This window comes from Bradyrhizobium sp. HKCCYLRH3073 (assembly GCF_051167995.1).
Taxonomy (GTDB): Bacteria; Pseudomonadota; Alphaproteobacteria; order Rhizobiales; family Xanthobacteraceae; genus Bradyrhizobium.
Window position 1 is genome coordinate 108410 of record NZ_JBNPUD010000015.1, and the last position, 21099, is coordinate 129508.

The 21099-nt window shown below is 66.4% G+C and carries 19 protein-coding genes and 1 other RNA gene; 8 read left to right on the forward strand and 12 right to left on the reverse strand.

The genetic code is table 11. The features are described 5' to 3' along the window. Positions 1-59: 59 nt before the first annotated feature. Both ACQR1X_RS27735 and ACQR1X_RS27740 read right to left on the reverse strand, forming a co-directional pair. Positions 60-593 (reverse strand): chromate transporter, encoded by a 534-nt coding sequence (locus ACQR1X_RS27735; RefSeq protein ID WP_315805596.1) that lies wholly within the window; start codon positions 591-593, stop codon positions 60-62. Beyond that, complete coding sequence (locus ACQR1X_RS27740; protein ID WP_434894624.1) at positions 590-1186, reverse strand: chromate transporter; 597 nt, start codon at positions 1184-1186, stop codon at positions 590-592. Before ACQR1X_RS27740 ends, ACQR1X_RS27735 begins: the two co-directional genes overlap by 4 nt. 94 nt (positions 1187-1280) lie before the next feature. Here ACQR1X_RS27740 and ssrA point away from each other — a divergent pair. The 7 genes from ssrA to feoB all read left to right on the forward strand — a co-directional run bounded on the left by ssrA (position 1281) and on the right by feoB (position 6940). Beyond that, positions 1281-1635, forward strand: a transfer-messenger RNA (tmRNA) gene (ssrA, locus tag ACQR1X_RS27745). Positions 1636-1896: 261 nt separating this feature from the next. Continuing rightward, positions 1897-2427, forward strand: a complete 531-nt coding sequence (locus tag ACQR1X_RS27750; RefSeq protein WP_315805548.1) for an SspB family protein — start codon at positions 1897-1899, stop codon at positions 2425-2427. 96 nt (positions 2428-2523) lie between these two features. After that, positions 2524-3948, forward strand: coding sequence for a class II fumarate hydratase (gene fumC / locus ACQR1X_RS27755; RefSeq protein ID WP_434900024.1), 1425 nt, complete (start codon positions 2524-2526; stop codon positions 3946-3948). A 238-nt stretch (positions 3949-4186) separates the two neighbouring features. After that, the gene (locus ACQR1X_RS27760) at positions 4187-4372 is read left to right on the forward strand and encodes a DUF4169 family protein (protein WP_315805546.1); all 186 of its coding nucleotides are present in this window, start codon (positions 4187-4189) and stop codon (positions 4370-4372) included. Next, entirely contained in the window at positions 4372-4659 is a 288-nt protein-coding gene (locus ACQR1X_RS27765) for a ribbon-helix-helix domain-containing protein (RefSeq protein ID WP_434845805.1), read from the forward strand. Before ACQR1X_RS27760 ends, ACQR1X_RS27765 begins: the two co-directional genes overlap by 1 nt. 107 nt (positions 4660-4766) lie before the next feature. Beyond that, the gene (locus tag ACQR1X_RS27770) at positions 4767-5042 is read left to right on the forward strand and encodes a FeoA family protein (protein ID WP_315805544.1); all 276 of its coding nucleotides are present in this window, start codon (positions 4767-4769) and stop codon (positions 5040-5042) included. 20 nt (positions 5043-5062) lie between these two features. Continuing rightward, entirely contained in the window at positions 5063-6940 is a 1878-nt protein-coding gene (feoB, locus tag ACQR1X_RS27775; protein ID WP_316239616.1) for a ferrous iron transport protein B, read from the forward strand. A gap of 18 nt (positions 6941-6958) precedes the next feature. On the opposite strand, the gene ACQR1X_RS27780 is transcribed toward feoB, so the two are convergent. Continuing rightward, on the reverse strand, positions 6959-7747 hold the full coding sequence (locus ACQR1X_RS27780; protein ID WP_316239615.1) for an NAD(P)H-dependent oxidoreductase: 789 nt from the start codon (positions 7745-7747) through the stop codon (positions 6959-6961). Positions 7748-7837: 90 nt separating this feature from the next. On the opposite strand from ACQR1X_RS27780, the gene ACQR1X_RS27785 reads away from it, so the two are divergent. Then, a complete protein-coding gene (locus tag ACQR1X_RS27785) occupies positions 7838-8761 on the forward strand; it encodes a LysR family transcriptional regulator (RefSeq protein ID WP_316183608.1) in 924 nt (307 codons plus the stop codon). Position 8762: 1 nt separating this feature from the next. Here ACQR1X_RS27785 and ACQR1X_RS27790 read toward each other — a convergent pair whose 3' ends face one another. The 9 genes from ACQR1X_RS27790 to ACQR1X_RS27830 form a co-directional block, all read right to left on the reverse strand. Further along, on the reverse strand, positions 8763-10637 hold the full coding sequence (locus ACQR1X_RS27790; RefSeq protein WP_434894398.1) for a bifunctional sugar phosphate isomerase/epimerase/4-hydroxyphenylpyruvate dioxygenase family protein: 1875 nt from the start codon (positions 10635-10637) through the stop codon (positions 8763-8765). Further along, positions 10634-11371, reverse strand: coding sequence for an ABC transporter ATP-binding protein (locus ACQR1X_RS27795; protein ID WP_434845802.1), 738 nt, complete (start codon positions 11369-11371; stop codon positions 10634-10636). The genes ACQR1X_RS27790 and ACQR1X_RS27795 overlap by 4 nt, the downstream gene beginning before the upstream one ends. An 11-nt stretch (positions 11372-11382) precedes the next feature. Then, positions 11383-12126, reverse strand: a complete 744-nt coding sequence (locus ACQR1X_RS27800) for an ABC transporter ATP-binding protein (protein WP_315805538.1) — start codon at positions 12124-12126, stop codon at positions 11383-11385. Then, on the reverse strand, positions 12123-13121 hold the full coding sequence (locus tag ACQR1X_RS27805) for a branched-chain amino acid ABC transporter permease (protein ID WP_434900025.1): 999 nt from the start codon (positions 13119-13121) through the stop codon (positions 12123-12125). The genes ACQR1X_RS27800 and ACQR1X_RS27805 overlap by 4 nt, the downstream gene beginning before the upstream one ends. Then, a complete protein-coding gene (locus ACQR1X_RS27810; RefSeq protein ID WP_434900026.1) occupies positions 13118-13993 on the reverse strand; it encodes a branched-chain amino acid ABC transporter permease in 876 nt (291 codons plus the stop codon). Before ACQR1X_RS27810 ends, ACQR1X_RS27805 begins: the two co-directional genes overlap by 4 nt. A gap of 74 nt (positions 13994-14067) precedes the next feature. Then, the gene (locus ACQR1X_RS27815; protein ID WP_434900027.1) at positions 14068-15207 is read right to left on the reverse strand and encodes an ABC transporter substrate-binding protein; all 1140 of its coding nucleotides are present in this window, start codon (positions 15205-15207) and stop codon (positions 14068-14070) included. A gap of 79 nt (positions 15208-15286) precedes the next feature. Next, entirely contained in the window at positions 15287-16168 is an 882-nt protein-coding gene (locus tag ACQR1X_RS27820) for a shikimate dehydrogenase (RefSeq protein WP_434886322.1), read from the reverse strand. A gap of 122 nt (positions 16169-16290) precedes the next feature. After that, entirely contained in the window at positions 16291-17232 is a 942-nt protein-coding gene (locus tag ACQR1X_RS27825) for a LysR family transcriptional regulator (protein ID WP_316183616.1), read from the reverse strand. A gap of 31 nt (positions 17233-17263) precedes the next feature. Beyond that, a complete protein-coding gene (locus ACQR1X_RS27830; RefSeq protein WP_434900028.1) occupies positions 17264-21037 on the reverse strand; it encodes an AsmA family protein in 3774 nt (1257 codons plus the stop codon). Positions 21038-21099 lie beyond the last annotated feature (62 nt).

Below are 21099 nucleotides of genomic sequence, written 5' to 3' on the forward strand. Positions count from 1 at the left end.
GTTTTCGTTCGGCGGCCCGGAGCAAACCGGTCGCGCTTCTGTTTTGCTAGCGGCTTTCCCTAGAGAAGGCCAGCGAAACCAAGGCAGCCGCCTGCGGCGAGCAGCCAGAGCGGATTGAGTCGCGTCATAGATGCAACGAGTGCGGCAAGGACCGTCAGCGCGAACGCCCGCCACGTCTGGTCGGAAGCCTGACCGAGAATCCATGCGCTCGCCGCCATCAAGCCGATCGACAGCGGCACCAGCGCCGCCTGCAGCATGGCGGGCCAGCGCGCATCCCGCGCATTCGAGAGCCAGCGGCTGACGAAATAGGAGAGCACGGCGGTGGGACCGCACATCGCGATCGTCGCGACCGCCGCACCTGCCACGCCTGCGACCGAATAGCCGATCAGCGTGACGATCAGAACGTTGGGCCCGGGCGACAATTGCGACAGTGCGAACAGGTCGGCGAACTGTTTGTCCGTCATCCAGTGGCGGGCCTCGACTGCAACACGTTGCAGTTCGGGAATCGCCGCCACGGCGCCGCCAACCGCAAACAGCGAGATCAACGCAAAGGTCCAGAACAGCTGGAACAACGGATTGTCGTCCCCGCTCATCGTGCCCACCGCGTCTTGGCATAGGTGACGGCAAGGCTGAGCGGCACGGCCACCAGCAGAACCTCCTGAAGCGGCAGGCGCGCCAGCCCGATCGCCACGAACACGCCAGCGACGACGACAACGCCCGCCACGTCGCTTTTCTTGAGGAGCGGCGAGATCATGCGAAACACCACCGACGCCAGCAGGCCAACGGCCACGCAGGACACGCCTGCAAGCGCCCGTCGCCACGTGTCGGCTTGTCCAAAATGACCGTAAATGGCGCCGAGAGAGGTGATCAGCAGCATCGGGGGTCCGAGCAGGCCGGCAAACGCAGCGATTCCGCCCGCGACACCGCGCAATCGCGCGCCGAACACCACGGAGAAATTCACGATGTTCGGTCCGGGCAGGAAATGACAGAGCGCGAAGGTCGCGTTGAACTCCTCCGCCGTCATCCAGCGATGCTCATCGACGATCGCACGCCGCGCGAACACCAGCACGCCGCCGAAGCCCGACAACGACATTTTCGCGAATGCGAAGAAGAGCGTGCGGAGGCTGGGCGGGTGTCTGGCGATGTCGGTCGCGGGAGAGGCAACCTGCGCAACTTCGGGAGGCATGCCGCACTGTAGGAGGACGAAAACCAGGCTGCCAAGGTCGAACCAGAGGTTCCCGGCAGCCGCCCACATTTTTGTCGCGCGCCGCGGCGTTTCGGCCCTGTGCATCCGCCGGCCGGCGGCCTATATAGGGGAGGCCGGCTTGCCGGCTATGGAAATAAATCGCCGTCGAAATAAACCATTCGGACCCGGGGGCGGTACCCGGCGCCTCCACCAAAACCCACCGACAGATGGGTTTTGGCGGGGGCGAAATAGGATCGACGAGGGCGTAAAGGGCGAGCTTTTTCCCGGTATTGTTCCGCCGTTATCGGGCTACTGCAATAGTTGCCAACGACAACTTTGCTCCGGTTGCTCAGGCTGCGTAACGCAGTTTGAAAGACCACCTTAAAGTCCTAACGGGTTAAGCTCCGTTAGGCGGGGTTCGGAGGCACCTGGCAACAGAAGCCTCCACTTTCACCTGCCTCCACGTTAACCGGTTTCCTTCCACGGGCTGTGCCGTCCCCAGTTTTTTGGCGCGGCACCCGTTCATTCCGCCGTTGACCGGACTTCCGCCAGCTTCTACCCGTTCCCATATCTGGCGATCGACCGGCATGGCTGCTGACCTCGGCGCCGATGCCGGGTACGATGTGACTGACGCGAGTCGGGAATGCTGCTGCCTGCCGGGCGCGGCGGCTCGACACGTCGGGCGCAGCCCTCACGACACAGGACCGATCATGGCGACGGATCATATTCGATACGATGTGCTGGCGCGCGACGCGTTGCGCGGGGTGCTGCGCCGGGTGCTGACCGACGCTGCCGCCCACGGGCTCCCGGGCGAGCACCATTTCTTCATCACGTTCATCTCCAAGGCCGAGGGCGTCAAGCTGTCGCCGCGGCTGCTCGCGCAATATCCGGAGGAGATGACGATCATCCTGCAACACCAGTTCTGGGATCTGGTGGTTTCGGAGGACCGGTTCGAGGTTGGCCTGTCGTTCGGCGGCATCCCTGAGCGCCTCGTGGTGCCGTTCCACGCGATCAAGAGCTTCTTCGATCCGTCCGTGCAATTCGGACTGCAGTTCGAGCCGTCGGAGGCGATTGCCGAGACGCCGGCCGCGCCGAAGCTGCCGGCCGCACCGACGCCATCGGCCATCGCCGGGCCGCTGCCTGCGACGCCGGCCGAGACCAGCGACGACAAGCCGCTCCCGCCGACCTCGCCGGGGGAAGGCGCCGAGGTCGTGCGCCTGGACCGTTTCCGCAAGAAATAGGCCCATTCGCCGCGCGCGGAACGGCGGTTGGACCACTAGATTGAAGCATGCTTGAACCGGTCGACGCCGGTTCACCATCAATCATGGGCATGCTTCATGGCACATTCAGCTGATTCATCATCGCACGGATCGACGCGCACGGAGACCGACAGCTTCGGCCCGATCGAGGTCGCCGCCGACCGCTATTGGGGCGCGCAGACCGAGCGCAGCCGGCAGAATTTCCGCATCGGCCACGACCGCATGCCGATCGGCATCGTGCGCGCGCTCGCGCTGGTGAAGTTGGCCGCGGCCCAGGCCAACCGCGAGCTCGGCCTGCTCGAGCCACGCATGGCGGACGCCATCGTCCAGGCGGCGCAGGAGGTCATCGACGGCAAGCTCGACGACCATTTCCCGCTGGTCGTCTGGCAGACCGGCTCGGGCACCCAGAGCAACATGAACCTCAACGAGGTGATCGCCAATCGCGCCAGCGAGCTGCTGGGGGGCGAGCGCGGCACCAAGAGGCCCGTTCATCCGAACGACCACGTCAACATGAGCCAATCGTCCAACGACTCGTTCCCCACCGCGATGCACATCGCCGCGGCGCGCGCGATCGCGGGCCATCTGGTGCCGGCGCTGTCGGAGCTGCTGGCGGCGCTGCGTGCCAAGCAGGACGCGTTCGCGGACATCGTCAAGATCGGCCGCACCCACACCCAGGACGCCACGCCGCTCACGCTCGGCCAGGAGTTCTCCGGCTACGCCACGCAGGTCGAGAACGCGATCGCACGAATCGAGATCGCGGCGCGGGATCTCCTGCCGCTGGCGCAGGGCGGCACCGCCGTGGGCACTGGCCTGAACGCGGATCCGAAGTTCGCGAAGCTGTTCGCCAAGCATGTTGCCGACGCCACCGGCCTGCCCTTCACCAGTGCCGCCAACAAATTCGAGGCGCTTGCGTCCAACGACGCCTATGTTTACGCCCATGGCGCGCTCAATGCGGCGGCCACCGGCCTGTTCAAGATCGCCAACGACATCCGCTTCCTCGGATCAGGCCCCCGCTCCGGATTGGGAGAACTGATCCTGCCGGAGAACGAGCCGGGCTCCTCGATCATGCCGGGCAAGGTGAACCCGACGCAATGCGAAGCGCTCACGATGGTGTGCTGCCAGGTGTTCGGCAATCACACGGCGATCACCATGGCCGGCAGCCAGGGTCATTTCGAACTGAACGTCTACAAACCATTGCTCTCACATTGCATGATGCAGTCCATACAATTACTAGGTGATTCAGCACGTTCATTCAGCGAACATTGCGTGACCGGAATCCAGGCCGACACTGCTCGCATTCGCGAGCTGATGGAGCGCTCGCTGATGCTGGTGACGGCGCTTGCGCCGAAGATCGGCTACGACAACGCCGCCAAAGTCGCGAAATCAGCGCATCAGCGCGGCACCACGCTGAAACAGGAGGCTTTGCGGCTCGGTCTCGTCTCCGAAGAGGAATTCGACCGCCTCGTTCAACCCGAGAGGATGACGAGGCCGGGGCGAGCGTAGCGGTAGTCCCGTAGTACTACGGGGGGTGATGCAATTCTCGCTGTTAACCCCTAAAGGATACTCTCGACTACAAGTTCTGCTGCGTTTGGTGAGTAAACAAATCCAGCTCGCAACGACGCGAATGGCCATCGAACTATCAGGGAGCGATGACGTGATTGTCTGGAGAACGCCTGAGCTCATCCGCGCAATGCGCATGCTCTCGTCGTGATGTTCGATGCCTTAGATGATTGGAGCAAGCATGGGTGACATCATCAACTTGAAGCGTTTCAGAAAGCGCGTGGAGCGCGATCAGGCAGCAAAGGTCGCCGAAGGCAACCGCGCTCGCTTCGGCAGGACGAAGTCCGAACGCGCAACTGACGCCCAACGCGACAAGCGCGCGAACGAATTACTCGATCAACATCGTATCAATGGCGAGGACGCGTGATGAAGTCGCCCGTCGTAAAACGTTCTATCGTGGTCGCAGGTCACAAGACCAGCGTCAGCCTCGAAGAGGCCTTCTGGAACGGCATGAAGGAGATTTCGGGTCTCCGTAACATGACCCTGTCCGAACTGGTCGGGGAGATCGACAACAATCGCCAGCAGGGCAACCTGTCGTCGGCGATCCGGCTGTTCGTGCTCGACCACTTCAAGAGCCGCGCCGCAGCGTCTTCAGGCATCGAGCCGAAGGCGGCGGTGGACACCCGGCACACGGCCGCCGCTGCCGCTCCTTGAGGCAGATCAGACGGCGGCCCGCCCGGTCTGTTTAAAATCGCTCTAAGATGCCGCGGCATTTAACATGCCGCGCTTGACCTCTTGGCACGCGATTGAAAATACAGGCTATGAGCGAAATCTGCGATACACGGCCGCCTCAGCCGCTCGGTCTGGCCCGAAGGGGCTATACCGGAACGATCCAGCATCTGGCCGCTGGCGGCGCGGCGTCGTCGTTGCCGGACGTTGAGCTGGAGAGCCGGCTGATCGAACTGGGCTTCGTCGAGGGCGCCCGGGTCGAAATCCTGCATGAGGGGATCGTCGGGCGAGACCCGATCGCCGTCCGTGTCGACAACATCACCGTCGCGGTCCGCCGGCGCGAGGCCATGGCCGTCATCGTGGCATAGGCCGCGCGGAAAGCGTCGTCATGGAAAGCCCTCTGCTGCATCTGGCCCTGGTGGGTACGCCCAACAGCGGCAAGACCTCGCTGTTCAACGCGCTGACGGGAAGCCGCCAGAAGGTCGCGAATTATCCCGGGGTCACGGTCGAGCGCAAAGAGGGCGGCTTCGTCACCCCGCAGGGCCGCCAGGTCTCGCTGGTCGACCTGCCCGGCACCTATTCGCTGCGCGGCCGCAGCCCCGACGAGGAAATCACCCGGGATTTCGTGCTGGGACGCGCCACCGGCGAGGTCCTGCCCGACCTGGTGTTGTGCGTTGCCGACTCGACCAACCTCAGGTTGACGGTCCGGCTGCTGCTCGAGCTCAAGAGCACCGGCCGGCCGCTGGCGCTCGTGCTCAACATGTTCGACATCGCCAAGCGGCGTGGCGTGACGGTCGACGTTCCCGCACTGTCGCAGGCGCTGGGCGTGCCGGTGGTGACGTCGATCGCCGTGCGCAAGGGCGGCACCGACGACCTGCTGCGGCTGACCGACGAGCTCCTGGCCCAGGCGGCCGAGACCACCGGAGAGCGCGCCAACACCTGGCGTCCGCTCACGGTCCCGGAGCTGCGCGCCACTCAGCGCGAGGCCGACCGTATCATCGCGGAGACGGTCAGCCTGCCCGAGCGGCCGGACACCTGGACCGCCCGGATCGATTCGGTCGCGCTGCATCCGGTCGGCGGGCTGCTCATCCTGCTGGCGATCCTGTTCGTGATGTTCCAGGCGGTGTTCGCCTGGGCGCAGCCGCTGATGCAGGTGCTGTCGGCGGCCTTCGATGCGCTCGGCCAGCTCGTTCACGACGAGCTTCCCGAGGGCCTGCTGCAGAGCTTCCTGCAGAACGGCGTGATCTCCGGCGTCGGCAGCGTCATCGTCTTCCTGCCGCAGATCATCATCATCTTCCTGTTCATCCTGCTCCTGGAAGATTTCGGCTACATGGCGCGCGCGGCGTTCCTGATGGACCGCATCATGGGCGGCGCCGGCTTGCATGGCCGCGCATTCATCCCGCTGCTCTCGAGCTTTGCCTGCGCCATTCCCGGCATCATGGCAACGCGCGTGATCGACAACCGCCGCGATCGGCTCACCACCATCCTGATCGCGCCGCTGATGACCTGCTCGGCGCGGATTCCGGTCTATACGCTGATCATCTCGGCCTTCATCCCGCCGACCAAGGTCTGGGGCCTGGTCAACCTGCAGGGACTGGTGATGTTCGGGCTCTACGCCGCCGGGATCATCAGCGCGCTGCTGGTGTCGTTCCTGGTGAAGTTCTTCCTGATGCGCGACTACCAGCCGGCACCGTTCATGCTGGAGCTGCCGGACTACAAGATGCCGCGGTTGCGCAGCATCGCGATCGGCGTCTACACCCGCGCCAAGATGTTCCTGCAGCGCGCCGGCACCACGATCTTCGCGATGATGGTGCTGATCTGGTTCCTGGCCTCGTTCCCGCAGCCGCCGGAGGGCGCCACCGAGCCTGCGATCAATTACAGCCTCGCGGCGATGATCGGCCAGGCGATCGCTCCCCTGCTCACGCCGGTCGGCTTCAACTGGCAGATCGCGGTCGCGCTGGTGCCCGGCATGGCCGCCCGCGAGGTCGCGGTCGCCGCGCTCGGCACCGTCTATGCGATCGAGGGCGGCAAGGAGGCGGCCGAGCAGATCGGCCAGGTGCTGGCGAGCAAATGGAGCCTCGCCACGGCGCTGGCGCTGCTCGCCTGGTACATCTTCGCCCCGCAATGCGCCTCGACGCTCGCCGTCATCCGCCGCGAAACCGGCAGCTGGCGCTGGATGGCCGTGACCTTCTTCTACATGTTCGCGCTCGCCTATGCGGCGGCGTTCGCGACCTACCACATCGCGGTCGCGATGGGCGCGGGCTGAGCCCGCGCCGCGGCAACGTCATCGCACAGCGTCGACATGCAGCGCGAAGCCGCGCGCGTCGGCATGCCCGAGTTCGGGACGCAGCTGCATCGACGGGATCAGGTAATCGCCGTGGTTCTGCCGCCGGTACGGGATCGGCTGATCCGTGAACAGCGTCCGCATCCGCGCGCGGAGCCGCGCGGCGATGTCCGCGAAGCCCGCCTCATCGAGCCGGTTCACCCGGTGCGCCACGAAGGCCGGCAGTACGTCGAAGCCGGGATAGAACAGGATGCCGTGGTTGATGGGAAACAGGAGGTCGTCGATCGGCCCGTTGATGCCGCGCTCCGAATAGTGCTCCTGCCAGCCGCCGGTGGTCACCACGAGCATCGCGCGCTTGCCGGCGAACACGCCCTCGCCATAGCGGTTGCCCCAGCGCTTGTCGCTGTGCTCGCCGACGCCGTAGGTGAAGCCGTAGGAATAGACCCGGTCGACCCAGCCCTTGAGGATCGCCGGCATCGTGAACCACCACAGCGGAAACTGCAGGATCACCGCGTCGGCCCATAGGAGCTTCTCCTGCTCCGCCCTGACGTCGTCGGTGAGCGAGTGCGTCTTGAACGCCTCGCCGGAGGCCGTGGCGACGTTGAGGCGCACATCGGGCGGCAGTTGCGGAAAGTCGGCGCGGTCGGCGGCCGCCTTCCAGCCCATCGCATAGAGATCCGAGACCCTGACCTGATGACCTTGCGACCGAAGCTCGGCGACAGCGGCGTCGCGCAGGGCGCCGTTCAGCGAGCGGGGTTCGGGGTGGGCGAAGACGAGCAGCACATTCATGGCTTGATCCCTTGGCTGGAACAATCCAGGAGATAGACCCGGCCTCGTTCATCCAATATATGGCTGCTATCGATAACATTATGCCGAATTATGGATAAGTTGGACGTCAGCATCGTCAACATGCGCAGCTTCGTTCGCGTCGCCGAACGGGGCAACCTGTCGGCCGTCGCGCGTGAGCTTGGGCTGGGTCAGTCCACCATCTCGCGTCATCTCCAGGAGCTTGAAGACGCGATCGGCGTTCCCCTGCTGAGCCGCACCACCCGGCGCGTCACCCTGACCACCGAGGGCAGCCTCTATTATGCCAACTGCGTCCAGATCCTGCGCCTGATCGAGCAGGCCGGCGACGAGGCGCGCGGCACGCGTGGAGCCGCCAGCGGCACGATCCGCATCTCCTGCACGGCCGCGTTCGGCATCCTGCACATCACCCGGCTGGTGTTCGCGTTCCAGGACCGCTATCCGGACATCGCGATCGATCTCAATCTGACCGACGAGCGCATCGATCTGGTGCGCGAGGGCGTCGACATCGCGCTCCGTCTCGCGCCGCTCACTGACAGCTCGATGAAGCTGCGCGCACTCGGCCATTCGCACCGGCTGCTGGTGGCGGCGCCGGGCTATCTGGCAGGACGCGGCACGCCGCGCGTACCGCAGGATCTGCTCGGCCATGACGGCATCCGTATGCCCAATGTCGCCGGCAGCGACGTGCTGGCGCTGGTGTCCGCCGACGGCCAGCGCCACGAGGTGCCTTTCAGCGGCCGCTTCCGAACCAATCACGGCCTCGCGGTGCGCGAAGCCGTGCTGGCCGGGCGCGGCATCGCCGCAGCCCATGCCTGGCTGGTCGACGATCTCATCACCGAGGGCAGGCTGACGGTGCTCCTGCCCGACTACAGGCTGCCGTCGGTTCCGCTCAGCATGCTGATCGTCCCAGAGCGCGCCGGCATCGCGCGCGTCCGGCTGGTGATCGAAGACCTGGCGGCGGCAATCGTCAGTCTGCCTGGGATCCGGCCGGAGCCCTGAGCTACAGCCGCGGCATCGTGTCCGGCCGCACCTCGCGCGCCTGCGCCGCCAGCCGGATCGCGGCGTTGGCGGCGCCGAAGCCCTGGTAGTTGCGGCGCTGCACGATCTCGAAGAAGAAGCGCTCCTCGAAAATGTGGGTGTAGACCTGGAAGAACTCCGCGTCGCCGTCGCGGTCGTACAGGATCTCGTTGGCGCGGAGGGCCGCGATGGTCTCGGGCGCAAGATCGTATTTCGCTTCGAGATCGTCGTAGTAGTTGTCGGGAATGTCGAGGAAGCCGGCGCCGCGGGCGCGCATTTCGGCCACGGCTGCAAAGATGTCGTCGCAGGCGAAGGCGATGTGCTGGACGCCCGAGCCGAAGAACTCGGAGATGAAACGCGACGACAGCGTGCGCGTCGCCGTCGAGCCGTTGAGGATGAAGCGCAGGCTGCGATCGCCGTTGACGATCGCCTGGCTCTGCACGAGGCCTCGGGGATCGGCGATCTCCATCTGCGGCAGGCGCGAGAAGTCGATGATCCCGGCATAGAACAACAGCCAGGACAGCATCTCCTCATGCGGCATCGACTGTGCGATGTGATCGACGGCCAAGAGCCGATCAGTCGTCTTGTCGCTGGCGACCGGTTCGAAGTCGACATCCCAGTGACGGCCGTGGGTATCGAGGAAATACAGCAGGCTGCCGCCGACACCATGGATCGCCGGGATCTCCAGCTCGCCCGGCCCGACCGGCTGGGTGAAGGTGCGCGTCTTCAAGGACTGCGCCCGCGCCATGGCACGGTCCGCACTGTCGACATCCAACGCCAACGCGCAAACGCCGGGACCGTGCGTGATATAGTGCGAATGCGCGAAGCTCGCCGGCTCGCAATTGATCACCAGCTCGATCGCGCCCTGCGACCAGCGCTGCACCGCCTTGCTGCGATGCCGCCCGGTTTTGCGGAAGCCGAGCTGCCCGAACAATGCGGCGAGCGACTCCGCCTTGTCCTCGCTGACCGCGAATTCCACAAAGCCGATGCCGTGGCTCTTCACGCGAGGCGCGAAGCGGGACTCTGCCGACGCCGCGGGCATTTTTCCGGCGAGGTCATCCTGCAACAGCAGCAGCGAACGCATGCCGTCGAGCGCCGTGCGTGGCGCCGAGCCGGCGCGGAACTGATCGTTGAAGATCTCCAGCGACAGCGGCCCGGAATAGCCGGTCGCGGCGACCGCCTCCATGAACTCGCCGACCGGGAGGTCGCCCTGCCCGGGAAAGCTGCGGAAGTGCCGGCTCCAGGACAGCACGTCCAGTTCGAGCTTGGGTGCGTCGGCCAACTGGACCAGGAAGATCTTGTCGGCGGGAATGGCGCGGATCGCATTGGTCGGCAGCGCCGGCGCCAGCGCATGAAAACTGTCGAGGATGACGCCGATCGCCTTGTGATCGGCGCGGCGCACGATCTCCCAGACATCGCGATAGTCATGCACGTGGCGCCCCCAGGCCAGCGCCTCGTAGCCGATGCGCAAGCCGCGGCTCGCGGCGCGCTCGCCGAGCTCCTGGAAATCCGCGGCGGCGCGGTCGATGCCGCCGAGCGCGGCCGGCGACACGCTGCTGCAGATCAGCAGCAGGTCGGTGCCGAGCTCCTGCATCAGGTCGAATTTGCGCTCGGCACGGACGAAGTTGCGCGCGCGCTGCGGCTCCGGCATGCCCTCGAAATCGCGGAACGGCTGATAGGCGCAGATCGATAGGCCGAGGTCGCGGCACATCTGCCCGATCTCGCGCGGCCGCATCCCGAACGCGACCAGATCGTTCTCGAAGATCTCGACCGTGTCGAAGCCGGCGGCAGCGATCGCCTTGAGCTTCTCGTCGAGCGCGCCAGAGATGGAGACCGTGGCGATCGAGCGCTGGTTCATGCCGCCGTCTCCTCCATCGCGCCGCCCAGGAACAGCTGGCCGATGCGCGGATCGGCCAGCACGCGATCGGCCTTGTCGATGATGCGGGTGCGACCGAGCTCGAGCACGATGCCGTAGTCCGAGATCTCCAGCGCCGAGCGTGCATTCTGCTCGATCAGGAGCACCGAGACGCCGCGGTCGCGCAATTGCTTCAGCATGTCGAAGGTCTGCTGCACCATCAACGGCGACAGCCCGATCGACGGCTCGTCGATCAGCACGAGCTGCGGCTCGAGCAGCAGCCCGCGCGCGATCTCGAGCTGCTTCTGCTCGCCGCCGGACAGCGTCGAGGCCTGCCGATCCGCCTTCTTGCGCAGCACCGGAAACACGTCGAGCGCCGCCTCGACGCGAGACGGAAGGTCGATGTTGGCCGGCGCGGCAACGCCGCCGAGCTCGATATTGTGACGCACCGACAGCTCGCCGAAGATGTTGCGGCCCTGCGGGATGTAGCAGATCCCGGCACCGAGCAGCGCGCGCTGGCTCAGGCCCGTGACGTCGCGGCCCTTGAACACGACCTTGCCCTCGCGCAGCTTCAACAGACCAAAGATCGCCTTGAACACGGTCGACTTGCCGGCGCCGTTCGGGCCAATCACGGTGGTGATCGATCCCTTCGGCACCGAGAACGTCGTGCCGTTGAGGATCGTCATCTTGCCGTAGCCGCCGACGAGGTTCTGGACGTCGAGAATGGGATCGCTCATCGTCGGCTCCGTCAGTGTCCGAGATAGGCTTCGATCACGGCCGGATTGGCCCTGATCTCGTCGGGCTTGCCGATCGCCAGCACCTTGCCCTCCGCCATCACCATCACGCGCGAGCACAGCGACATCACGAACTCCATGTTGTGCTCGATCACGACGAAGGTGGCGCGGCGCTCGCGGTTGATCGCGATCAGCCGGTCCTTGAGATCGCCGAGCATGGTCGGATTGACGCCGCCGGCGGGCTCGTCGAGCAGCACCAGCCGTGGACCGCCCATGAACGCCATCGCGGCATCGAGCAGCTTCTGCTGCCCGTAGGACAGGCCGCCGGCCGGCTCGTTGGCGAGATGCTCCAGCTTGAAGAAGCCGATCATCTGATCGGCGGTCTCGGTGAGCCCTGCATCCGACGGACCAAACAGGCGCGACAGCATGCTGCCGCGATGCTCCTGGCCGGCGAGGATCAGGTTGTCGCGCACCGACAGCTTCGGGAAGACCTGCAAGAGCTGAAACGTGCGGCTGACGCCCAGGCGGTTCAGTTCGGACGGACGCTGGCCGGTGACGAGCTTGCCGTCCACCCTCACCTCGCCCCCGCTCGGCACGAGCTGGCCGAGAATGCAGTTGAACAGCGTCGACTTGCCACAGCCGTTGGGGCCGATCAGGCCGAGGATCTCGCCCTCCTGCACGTCGAAGCTGACGCCGTTGACGGCGGTGATGCCGCCAAAACTCTTCTTGACGTCGCGAACGTCGAGGACTGCGGTCATCGCGCGGCCTCCAGCTTGGATTGAGCCGCCGCCCGCAATGCGGATGCGGCCTGGGTGCGCCGTGAGCTGAGATAGCGGTCGAGGATGCCGAGAATGCCGCTCGGCGAATAGATCAGCAGCACGATCACGGCGGCCGCGTAGAGCATCAGATAATAGCCCTCGGCGAAGCGCAGCCACTCCGGCAGCAGCACCGCGATCATGGCGCCGAGGAACGGCCCGAGCATGAAGCCGGCACCGCCGACGATCACCATCATCAGGAGATCGAGCGAGAGCTGCAGGTTGAACGGCACGGGATCGACATATTGCGTCAGCGGCGCATAGAGCACGCCGGCGATGCCGCCGAGCACCGAGCCGATCGCGAACGCCATCAGCGTGTAGCGTCTGGTGTCGATGCCGAGCGATTGCGCCCTGATCGGATTTTCGCGTAGCGCCATGAAGGCGCGGCCCCAGGGCGAGCGGATCAGCCACCACATCGCCAGCGTCACGAGGCCGAGCGAGCCGAGACAGAGATAGTAGAACGGCAACGGCTTGCGGGTCGGGAAGCCGAAGATCCCGGGGCGCGGAATGTTGCTGATGCCGTAGATGCCGTTGGTGAGCCAGCTCTCGTTGCGGAACACCAGGAACGCCAGGGTCGAAAACGCGAGCGTGACGAAGGCGAGATAGTGATGCTGCACGCGCAGCGCCGGATAGCCCAACAGCCAGCCGACGATGAAGCAGACGATGATGACGAGCCCGAGCGCCGATATCAGCGGCCAGCCATGGGTGGTGAGGATGGCAGCCCCGTAGGCGCCGATGCCGACGAAAGCGCCCTGCGCAAGCGACACCTGCCCGGCATAGCCGAGCGTGAGGTTGAGCCCCATCGCCGCGATGGTCATCACCGCCCACTGGCTGAGGATATAGAGGCCGTAGCGGTTGAAGTTCATCGGGATGATTATCAGGCCGGCGATGACGACGATCGCCAGCGCGGCGAGGAGCAGTCTGCCGTTGCGGGTCATACCGTGCGCTCCTCGGCTCGTCCGAGCAGGCCCTGCGGCCGGAACAGGATGACAAGGATCAGCAGCACCATCGGAACAGCCGCGCGATACTGGGTGGAGACGTAGGCCGCGGCGAGGTTGTCGACGACGCCGATCAGGAGACCGCCGGCGATCGCGCCGCGCACCTGGTTGAAGCCGCCGACGATCGCGGCGATGAACGCCGCCTGCCCGAGCACTTCGCCGCTCGAGAATTTGGCAAGATAGATCGGCGTGATCAGCAGCGAGGCCAGCGCGACCAGCGCGGCATTGATCAGGAAGGTCAGCAGGATCATGCGCTCGACGGGAACGCCGATGATGCGCGCCACCGTCGGATTCTGCGCCGCCGCCTGCATCTGGTGGCCGAGCGAGGTGCGATTGAGCAGCGTGGTCAGGCCGACGACGGCCAGGATTGCAACGGCGAGCACGCCGAGACTCTGCAGCGAGATGACACGGCCAAGCACGCTGATATCGCCCGCGGGAACGATCGACGGAAACGGCGAGGCCTCGGCGCTGAAGAACTGCTTCACGGCCTCCTTGATCCCGATCGCCAGCGCCATGGTGGCGATCGCCAGCGGCAGCACGCCGTGCCGCAGCATCGGATCGACCAGCAGCATCTTGAAGGCGAGACCGAGCAGCAGCGCCGACAGTAGCACGCCGGCGAGCACCGCGAGCCAGAACGGCGCGCCGAGATGCATGACCGCGAGCATCAGGAAGGCGGGCAGCATCACGAACTCGCCCTGGGCGAAGTTGATGGTCTGCGAGGTCTGCCACAGCAAGGTGAAGCCGACGGCGACCAGCGCGTAGATGGCGCCGGTGGCGAGTCCCGCCACGATCAGGTCGAGCAGATTGGACATGGTTTCCCCGTGAGCCCTTGGGTGACGGCGGCGCCGGACATCACCACACCGGCGCCGCCGATCGACCGTTGTCCTCAGTTGAGCTTCGGCAACACCTGCTTCACGACCTGCTTGCCTTCCACGACCTCGACCAGGAAGCCCTGGCGATCGATGTCGCCGTTCTGGTCGAAGGTCACATCCATCAGGATGTTCGGTTCGGCCGAGGTCTTGATGGTCAGGCCGTGCAGCGTGTCGGCGAACGCCTTGGAGTCGACCTTGCCCATCTTCTCGGTCGTGGCCTTGACCATGTAGATCGCGAGATAGCCCTTGATGCCGTTGTGATCGGGCACGTAGCTGTACTTCTTCACGAAGCGGTCGCGGAACGCCTTGATGGCCTCGATCGGTGCGTCGGTGGTGAGACCGACGTGGCCGCGAGCGCCGTTGGCGGCATCGCCGGCGAGCTCGATCACCTTCTGGCCGACCAGCGTGGTCTCGCCGATCAGCGGCACAGTCACACCCTGGCGCTTGATCTCCTTCAGGATGCGCGCGCTCTCTTCCTCGTTGACGTAGATGAAAACGGCGTCCGGCGCCGCCGCCTTGATCTTGCTGACGTCGGCAGCGAAGTCCGCCTGGCCGGCTTCGGTCGACAGGTCGGCCGCGACCTTGATGCCGAGACGGTTGAACTCCTTGGTGATGACGTCGCGGCCGCCACGGCCGAAATCATTGTTGACCCAGACCACCGCGACCGACTTCGCCTTCAGCTCGTCGTTGATGTACTTGGCGACCTTCGGCATCGAGGACTGCTGGCCGAACGACGTGCGGAAAAGGAACTTGTTGCCAGCCTGCGTGAGCTCGGCCGCCTCGCCGCCCATGATCTGGGTGATGCCGGCCTCGGCCGCCAGCGGCGCCGTCACCTTCACCGAGCCGGAATAGCCCGGCCCGAGCAGCACGTAGGGCTCGCCATCGAGCGCCTTCTGCACCTGCGCACGCGCAACGCCGGGGTTCGACTGCGAGTCGGCGTGGCTCACCTCGATCTTGCGACCGAGGATGCCGCCCTTGGCGTTGATTTCCTCGACGGCGAGGTCGATGCCGTTCTTCCAGTTGTTGCCGACGGTCGCGCCGCCGCCGGAGAGCTCGGCGACATCGGCGATCTTGATGGGGGCGCCGGATTGCGCGTAGGCGGCACCGGACAGCAGCGTGGCTGAGCACAGGCCAGCCAGGATGATCGATCTCACGTTGTTTCCTCCTCTGACTTAAACGCTTGTTTGCGTTTCTTGCTTGAACGACTTGTTCCGGCGCGTATTGGCCGTCGGCTCAGGCGGCGTCAACCGCCGGATATCTCTCCGCCATGTGGTTGTCGAACGCAGCCCCCATCGCCTCGGTCGAGGGCGCCAGGCCGGTGAACAATTCGAACGCGTCCGCGGCCTGGTAGATCGCGAGCTCGCGGCCGAGCAGGACCCGGGCTCCCCTGGCTTTGGCGGCTTTCAGCAGCGGCGTCCAGAGCGGCGAATAGACCGCGTCGGCGACCCAGAGGTCGGCGCGCAACAAATGATCAGGCACCGGCGTACCGCGGTTCGGCAACATCCCGATCGGCGTGCCGTTGACGACGCCAACTGCGCCGTGCAGTGCCGCTTCGACGCTGTCCGCGACCGTCACCGTGTTGCCGACCGGCAGCAGCCTCGCCAGCTTCTCGGCGCGCGTGCGCTCAGTGTCGTAGATGCGCAGGCCGGCGACTCCGAGGTTTGCAAGTGCGAAGGCGATCGCCTTGCCAACCCCGCCGGCCCCGACCAACGCGACGACGCCGCGATCGGTCTGGCTGATGAGTGGCGCGACGGCTCGCTCGAACCCGGTGGTGTCGGTGTTGTGGCCGATCAGCCGGCCGTCGCGAACGACGACGGTATTCACCGCGCCCATCGCCGCCGCCCTCGGCGCGAGCTCGTCGAGCAGCTCGACCACGGCTTCCTTGTAAGGATAGGTCACGTTGACCCCGGCAAAGCCGAGCCGGCGCACGCCTTCCAGCAGCGCGGACAGACCGGCCCGGTCGGCGCCGGCCACCTCGATGAGCTGGTAGTGGCAGCGCACGCCGAGCGCCGCCGCGGCATGTTCGTGCATGGCAGGAGAGGCCGAATGCGCGATCGGCGCACCGATCAGGCCGGTCAGGAATTTGCGGGCTTTGAGCGCGGAAAGATCGGGCACGTTGGCTTCAGTCTCTGCTGCCGCTCGCGCGATCGCCGCACGAGCGATGAATGGCGTCGCGGACGATAGCGCGTCCGCCAGCTAACACAATTACCCAAATATCCGCTGAACCTAACATCATGTTATTTTTTGACGAGCGCCGCCTTCCCCGGCCTCGCAACCTGCCGCCGGCCCGGCTCCAGTGCGCGCATCTCGGCACGCAGGCAGTCGATGAAGTGCTCCGCGTAAAGCGACAGCGGCGTGCCGCGCTTGACCGCGATGTAGGTGTCGAACCGCGTCGGCTCGGCGATCTTCAGCAGCTCGATGCCAGGATAGCCGCCATGCGCGACCGTGAACTGGTCAATCACCGCGATGCCGAGCCCCGCCTTCACCAGCGCGCAGACCGTGGTGCCGAAGCGCGCCTTGATCGAGATGTTGTAGCTGAGTTTGTTGCGCGCGAAGATCTCGGCCATGATCCGGCCGTAAGGGTCATTGGGATCGATGCCGATCAACGGATAGCGAGTCATCTCCGCGGCGGAGACCTGCTTGCGGCCGGCGAGCTCGTGGCCTGGCGGGACGATGCAGAACAGTTCGCCTGAGGCGAGAGGAAGGAATTCGAGCCCGGAATGATCGAGGCGATAGCTCATCGCCACGCACTCGCCCTTGCCCAGCATCAGATAGTCGATCGCCTCCTCGATCTTGAGGATGTTGATGTCGATGCCCAAATCAGGATAGCGGCGGCGGACGCGCTCGATCGCGCGCGGCACCATCACCTGGGAGATGCTGGGCACCGAGCCGACGCGCAGTTCCGACAGCGCGCCGCGGCCGATGTTGGAGATGATGTAGCTGAGATCGTCGACCTTCTCGTAGACGCTGTTGATCTGCTCGAAGATGTTCTGCGCCTCGGGCGTCGGAAAGTAGCGGCCGTTCTGGCGCTGGAAGAAGCGGATGCCGAGCGAGCGCTCGGTGTATTTCACCAGACGGCTTACACCCGGCGCCGACACCTTCAGCAGGCGCGCGGCGCCGTTGATGGTGCCCGTCACCATGACCGCGCGAATGACCTCGACCTGTCGCAAGGTCATCATCGGCGCGGTCCCCGCACGCCTTCGGCCGGAATCACGGACTGCCCGGCGGCGTCAGCACGACCGGCGGGCGCGGCACCGGCCGTGGGCGCGGCGGCAGCGCCCCCGGCGCGGGCTTGATCTCGACCGGCGGCGGCAAGGGCGCGACTTGCGGCTGGCTCGATGCCATCGGTGCCGCCGGCTGAGGCGCAGGGGCGGGAGCGGAGAGCGGCGGTGTCAGCGGCGACACGACGGCGCGCGGACCACCCAGCTTGGCGCGCGGCTCGCGCCGTGGATCACGACCGGGCAGCGGCACGTCGGCCGCGCTCGGTGCCGCCGGGCCAGCCTCGGGTGCACCGGGCAGCGACGCCGTCGACGATGGATAGGCCGGCGGCACCTCGCCGCGCGCGATCGCATCCAGACGCCGCGTTTCGCGATCGATCGCGCGCACCGCCAGCCACGACGACAGGGAGGTGACGTCGACCGCGCGCGTCAGCGCCTCGGACGTCCCGACCACGAACAACTGGATCTCCGGACGGCTGTTGGCATTGCCGACCGTATTGGCGCTCAGGCTGGCGCGAATGTCGGCATTGTCCGCCGGAATGTCGAAGCCGCCGGACACGATGACGCGGGCGCCTTGCGCGTCGAGCGTGGTGGCGCCGACCCGCAGCCGGCCGTCGCGGATGATGAAGGGGATCTGAGCAGACGCGACCGGCAACGTCCCCGACGTCAGCACCGGCTCGATCACCTGCCGCAACTTGCCGTCGTCGCTCACCTGGCCGGCGTCGGCCGCGCGCAACGCCGCATCGAACGCCCGCGGGTCGAGATTGGGGAGCGCCGCATTGTCGAGCGTCACCGTGCCATTGCCCGAGAGCGCATTGACCAGTGCCTGCACGCTGCGTCCTTCGGCGGCGAGCGTCATCTGGGCCGAGACCTTGCCGGCCGGCATCTTCAGGCTGTGATAGCGCAGCGCGTTGCCGTCGATGCCGGCGAGCTCGACGCGGCCGTTCAGGACGAGACCATTCGCGTTGGAGCGCGCATCGATGGTCGCGGCGACGTCGCCGCCGCCGAGCTTGCCCTTGAGGTTCTCGATGGTCAGCGACTGGCCGTCGCTCTTGATGGCGCCGCCCAGCGGATGCAGATCAATGCCATTCAGAATGGCGCCGCTGAGGGCCTGGAACGAGACACGCCCGCGCCACCCCTTCAAGAGACCTGCGCCGAGAGGCTCGGCGGGCTCACGCCCGGCCGCTCCGATCAGCACCGATACCACTTGCGGCACGTCGAGCGCATCCAGACCGAGCTCGCCCTCGATCTGCTTGTCGTCGTCGAGCACCAGCGCAAGCCGGCCGCGCAGCCGCGATCCACCCACCGTGCTGTCGATGTCGTCGAGCGTCAGGCGATTGTTGGAAAGACCGAGGCGGCCAAACAGGCGGACGTTCTGCGCGCCCGGATCCTGCGGCTTCGATCCAAACAAGGGCGACAGGTTGGCGCTGCGCAGGCGCAGATTGACGTTGGCCTTGGCGGTGTCGCCCCAGGGATCGACAGTGCCTTGCGCATCGCCATCGAGACCGACGCCGGAGAGCTTGGCATTCACCCGCAGCGGCGTTCGCCAGCTGCCGGTCACGCTGGCGTCGAACTGGGCCGGACCGTTGCCCGCCGCCGCCACGCGATCGAGCCCGAGCAGCGCCAGCACGGCGCTTCCCTGCTCCGACGACACCCGGCTCTCGATTCCAAGCTCCGTTCGATCGATCGCATCGACCTCGAAGCTGCGCAGCGCCGCGGCCGAGGGTTTGGCCGTCAGCGTCGCCGAGCCCTTCAATTGTGGCGCGTCGAGATCGAGCACCGCCTTGGCCTGGCTCCGATCGGCGTTGGCTGGGTCCTTGGCGAGATCGAGCGTGAGCTTCAGCCGGGCGGCGCCGGGCGGCATACTGAGCGCATCGAAGCGGGCGGCGATCTGCGGCGCGAGCGGCTGCAGCAGCGCCGTGATCTCCTTGAGCGAGCCGGCCATCGAGGTCACCACCAGCCGTCCGGTTGCGTCGGCGCGATCGAACCGGCCGGAGCCCTCGCTCGTCACGCCGCTGCTCTGGCCGAACTTGATCTGGTCGATGGCGATGGTCTTGGGATCATAGGAAAAGCGCGCGGTGAGCGGACGCAGCTCCTGGCCGCTGAGCTTGGCGCGGGCGACGTCGAGCGCCACGCTGGCCTCCGCCGGCCACTCGCCGGTGACGCCGACCAGCGAGCGGGTCACGGCCATCGCGGCGTCGAGATCGAGCCGATCGCCCTTCAGCACCGCCTCGAAACGCGAGCCCGGCCCCGCTGGCCGGTTGACGAGAGCGACGCGTCCGTCGACGGAGCCGCCGTCGATATCGGCCTTGAGGCTGTCGATCGCGACCCGCTCCGGCGCCACGTTGAGGTCGCCGCGCAGCCGCAGCGGGCGCTGGGTGCGATAGCTGCCGTCGCTGCGGCCCTGCAGCCAGGCCACCAGCGTGTCGGGCTCCGACGATTCGAGATCGAGCGCGCCGGTGAAGCCCGATGTCACCGAGGTCGAGATGCCGATGGTCCGGAACGTCAGCCGCGTCGAGCCGGGCGCGCGCAGGTCGACCTTCTCGAGACTCCATGCCGAAGGTTCGTTGTGCAGGTCGGCGGTGAAGTTCTGTACCGGACGGCCGGAGAGCATGATCTGCTCGGTCGCGAACTGCACGTTGGCCGGCATCGGCAAGGTCGGCAGTTGTGCAATCCAGTTGCGCAGCGCCGGCAGCACCAGCGCGGGCGCGATCGCCCGCCGGTCCTTGATGTCGTCCCCGCCGGCCAGGAGCTTGTCGGCATCGAGCTGGCGTGCGGACAGCGAGGCTTTCAGCACGGGGGCGGCGCCGAAACGGATGTCGCCGCTGCCCGCGAATTTCAGCGAGCGATCCTCCTGGCCAAAGCTGACCTCGATCTGGTCGAGCTTGGCCGACGCCTGGTCGCCAACGACCTTGGTGGCGATGCGCCAAGGCGTCGCGCCAGCCTGGCTCAGCGGACGGGCCTTGGCTTGTTGGGCCTGCTTCGCCGATGGCTCCTTCGCAGACTGGGCGGGCTTGTCGTTGTCGGCGCCCTGCTCCTTCGGGGGCGACGACAGCGTCAGCGCGCCCTCGAACTTCGGCGAGCGGTTGGGAAAGCTGATGAGGCCTTCGATGTCGGCCATCACGGGACGCTCGCCCGGGTCGATGTTGAGGTGGACGCGCAGGCCGTTGGAGTCCTTGTCCTGGCTCGACGACACCCGGAACGGGTAGCGGCCGCCGCGGATCGACACCGCGCCGTCGCCGCGCAGCGAGCCGGCCAGCGAACGCACGTCGCCGGAGAAGACGATGTCTGTCAGCTCCAGTGTCGAGCGGCTGGCGGCGTCGTGCAGGGCGACTCGGCCGGTGAGGTTGAGCCGGTCGATCGCGAGCGCCGCCAGATTGAACCGGCCCGACGCGGCCGGCAGGTCGACCTGGCCCTTGGCATCCAGCCCGAGATCGGCCGCCATGCCGCCGATGGTGAGCTCGTTCGCCCGCCACTCGCCGCGCATCAGGTCGCCGAGGCTGAGCTCGACGTCGAGCTTGTCGGCGCGCAGCTTGCCGAGGTCGTTGGCGCCGCCAAAGGTGACCTGGCGCAGCCGCAAGGTCGGCGTCGGCAACAGCCGTGCGTCCAGCGCACCGGCGACCCGCACGGGCACGCCAATGATCTTGCCCGCCTCAGCCTCGAACTGCGGCCGGAACTGGTTCCAGTCGACGAAGTACGGGCCGATCAGCGCAGCAAGGAGCGCAAGGATGAAGGCAATCGCCAAGCCGAGCAGGGTCGTCTGCACGGGGTCTCCCTCAAAGGACAACGCTCCGGCGTCCCAACCTTAAAGCCAATACGGCCGCGGCC

Excerpts from the sequence above, each read along its gene's own strand:
- ACQR1X_RS27750 (WP_315805548.1), top strand. The coding sequence starts at position 1,897 with ATGGCGACGGATCATATTCGATACGATGTGCTGGCGCGCGACGCGTTG.
- ACQR1X_RS27780 (WP_316239615.1), bottom strand. The coding sequence starts at position 7,747 with ATGAATGTGCTGCTCGTCTTCGCCCACCCCGAACCCCGCTCGCTGAAC.
- ACQR1X_RS27735 (WP_315805596.1), bottom strand. The coding sequence starts at position 593 with ATGAGCGGGGACGACAATCCGTTGTTCCAGCTGTTCTGGACCTTTGCG.
- ACQR1X_RS27740 (WP_434894624.1), bottom strand. The coding sequence starts at position 1,186 with ATGCCTCCCGAAGTTGCGCAGGTTGCCTCTCCCGCGACCGACATCGCC.
- fumC (WP_434900024.1), top strand. The coding sequence starts at position 2,524 with ATGGCACATTCAGCTGATTCATCATCGCACGGATCGACGCGCACGGAG.
- ACQR1X_RS27805 (WP_434900025.1), bottom strand. The coding sequence starts at position 13,121 with ATGACCCGCAACGGCAGACTGCTCCTCGCCGCGCTGGCGATCGTCGTC.
- ACQR1X_RS27825 (WP_316183616.1), bottom strand. The coding sequence starts at position 17,232 with ATGATGACCTTGCGACAGGTCGAGGTCATTCGCGCGGTCATGGTGACG.
- ACQR1X_RS27810 (WP_434900026.1), bottom strand. The coding sequence starts at position 13,993 with ATGTCCAATCTGCTCGACCTGATCGTGGCGGGACTCGCCACCGGCGCC.
- feoB (WP_316239616.1), top strand. The coding sequence starts at position 5,063 with ATGGAAAGCCCTCTGCTGCATCTGGCCCTGGTGGGTACGCCCAACAGC.
- ACQR1X_RS27790 (WP_434894398.1), bottom strand. The coding sequence starts at position 10,637 with ATGAACCAGCGCTCGATCGCCACGGTCTCCATCTCTGGCGCGCTCGAC.
- ACQR1X_RS27800 (WP_315805538.1), bottom strand. The coding sequence starts at position 12,126 with ATGACCGCAGTCCTCGACGTTCGCGACGTCAAGAAGAGTTTTGGCGGC.
- ACQR1X_RS27760 (WP_315805546.1), top strand. The coding sequence starts at position 4,187 with ATGGGTGACATCATCAACTTGAAGCGTTTCAGAAAGCGCGTGGAGCGC.
- ACQR1X_RS27770 (WP_315805544.1), top strand. The coding sequence starts at position 4,767 with ATGAGCGAAATCTGCGATACACGGCCGCCTCAGCCGCTCGGTCTGGCC.
- ACQR1X_RS27785 (WP_316183608.1), top strand. The coding sequence starts at position 7,838 with ATGGATAAGTTGGACGTCAGCATCGTCAACATGCGCAGCTTCGTTCGC.
- ACQR1X_RS27795 (WP_434845802.1), bottom strand. The coding sequence starts at position 11,371 with ATGAGCGATCCCATTCTCGACGTCCAGAACCTCGTCGGCGGCTACGGC.
- ACQR1X_RS27765 (WP_434845805.1), top strand. The coding sequence starts at position 4,372 with ATGAAGTCGCCCGTCGTAAAACGTTCTATCGTGGTCGCAGGTCACAAG.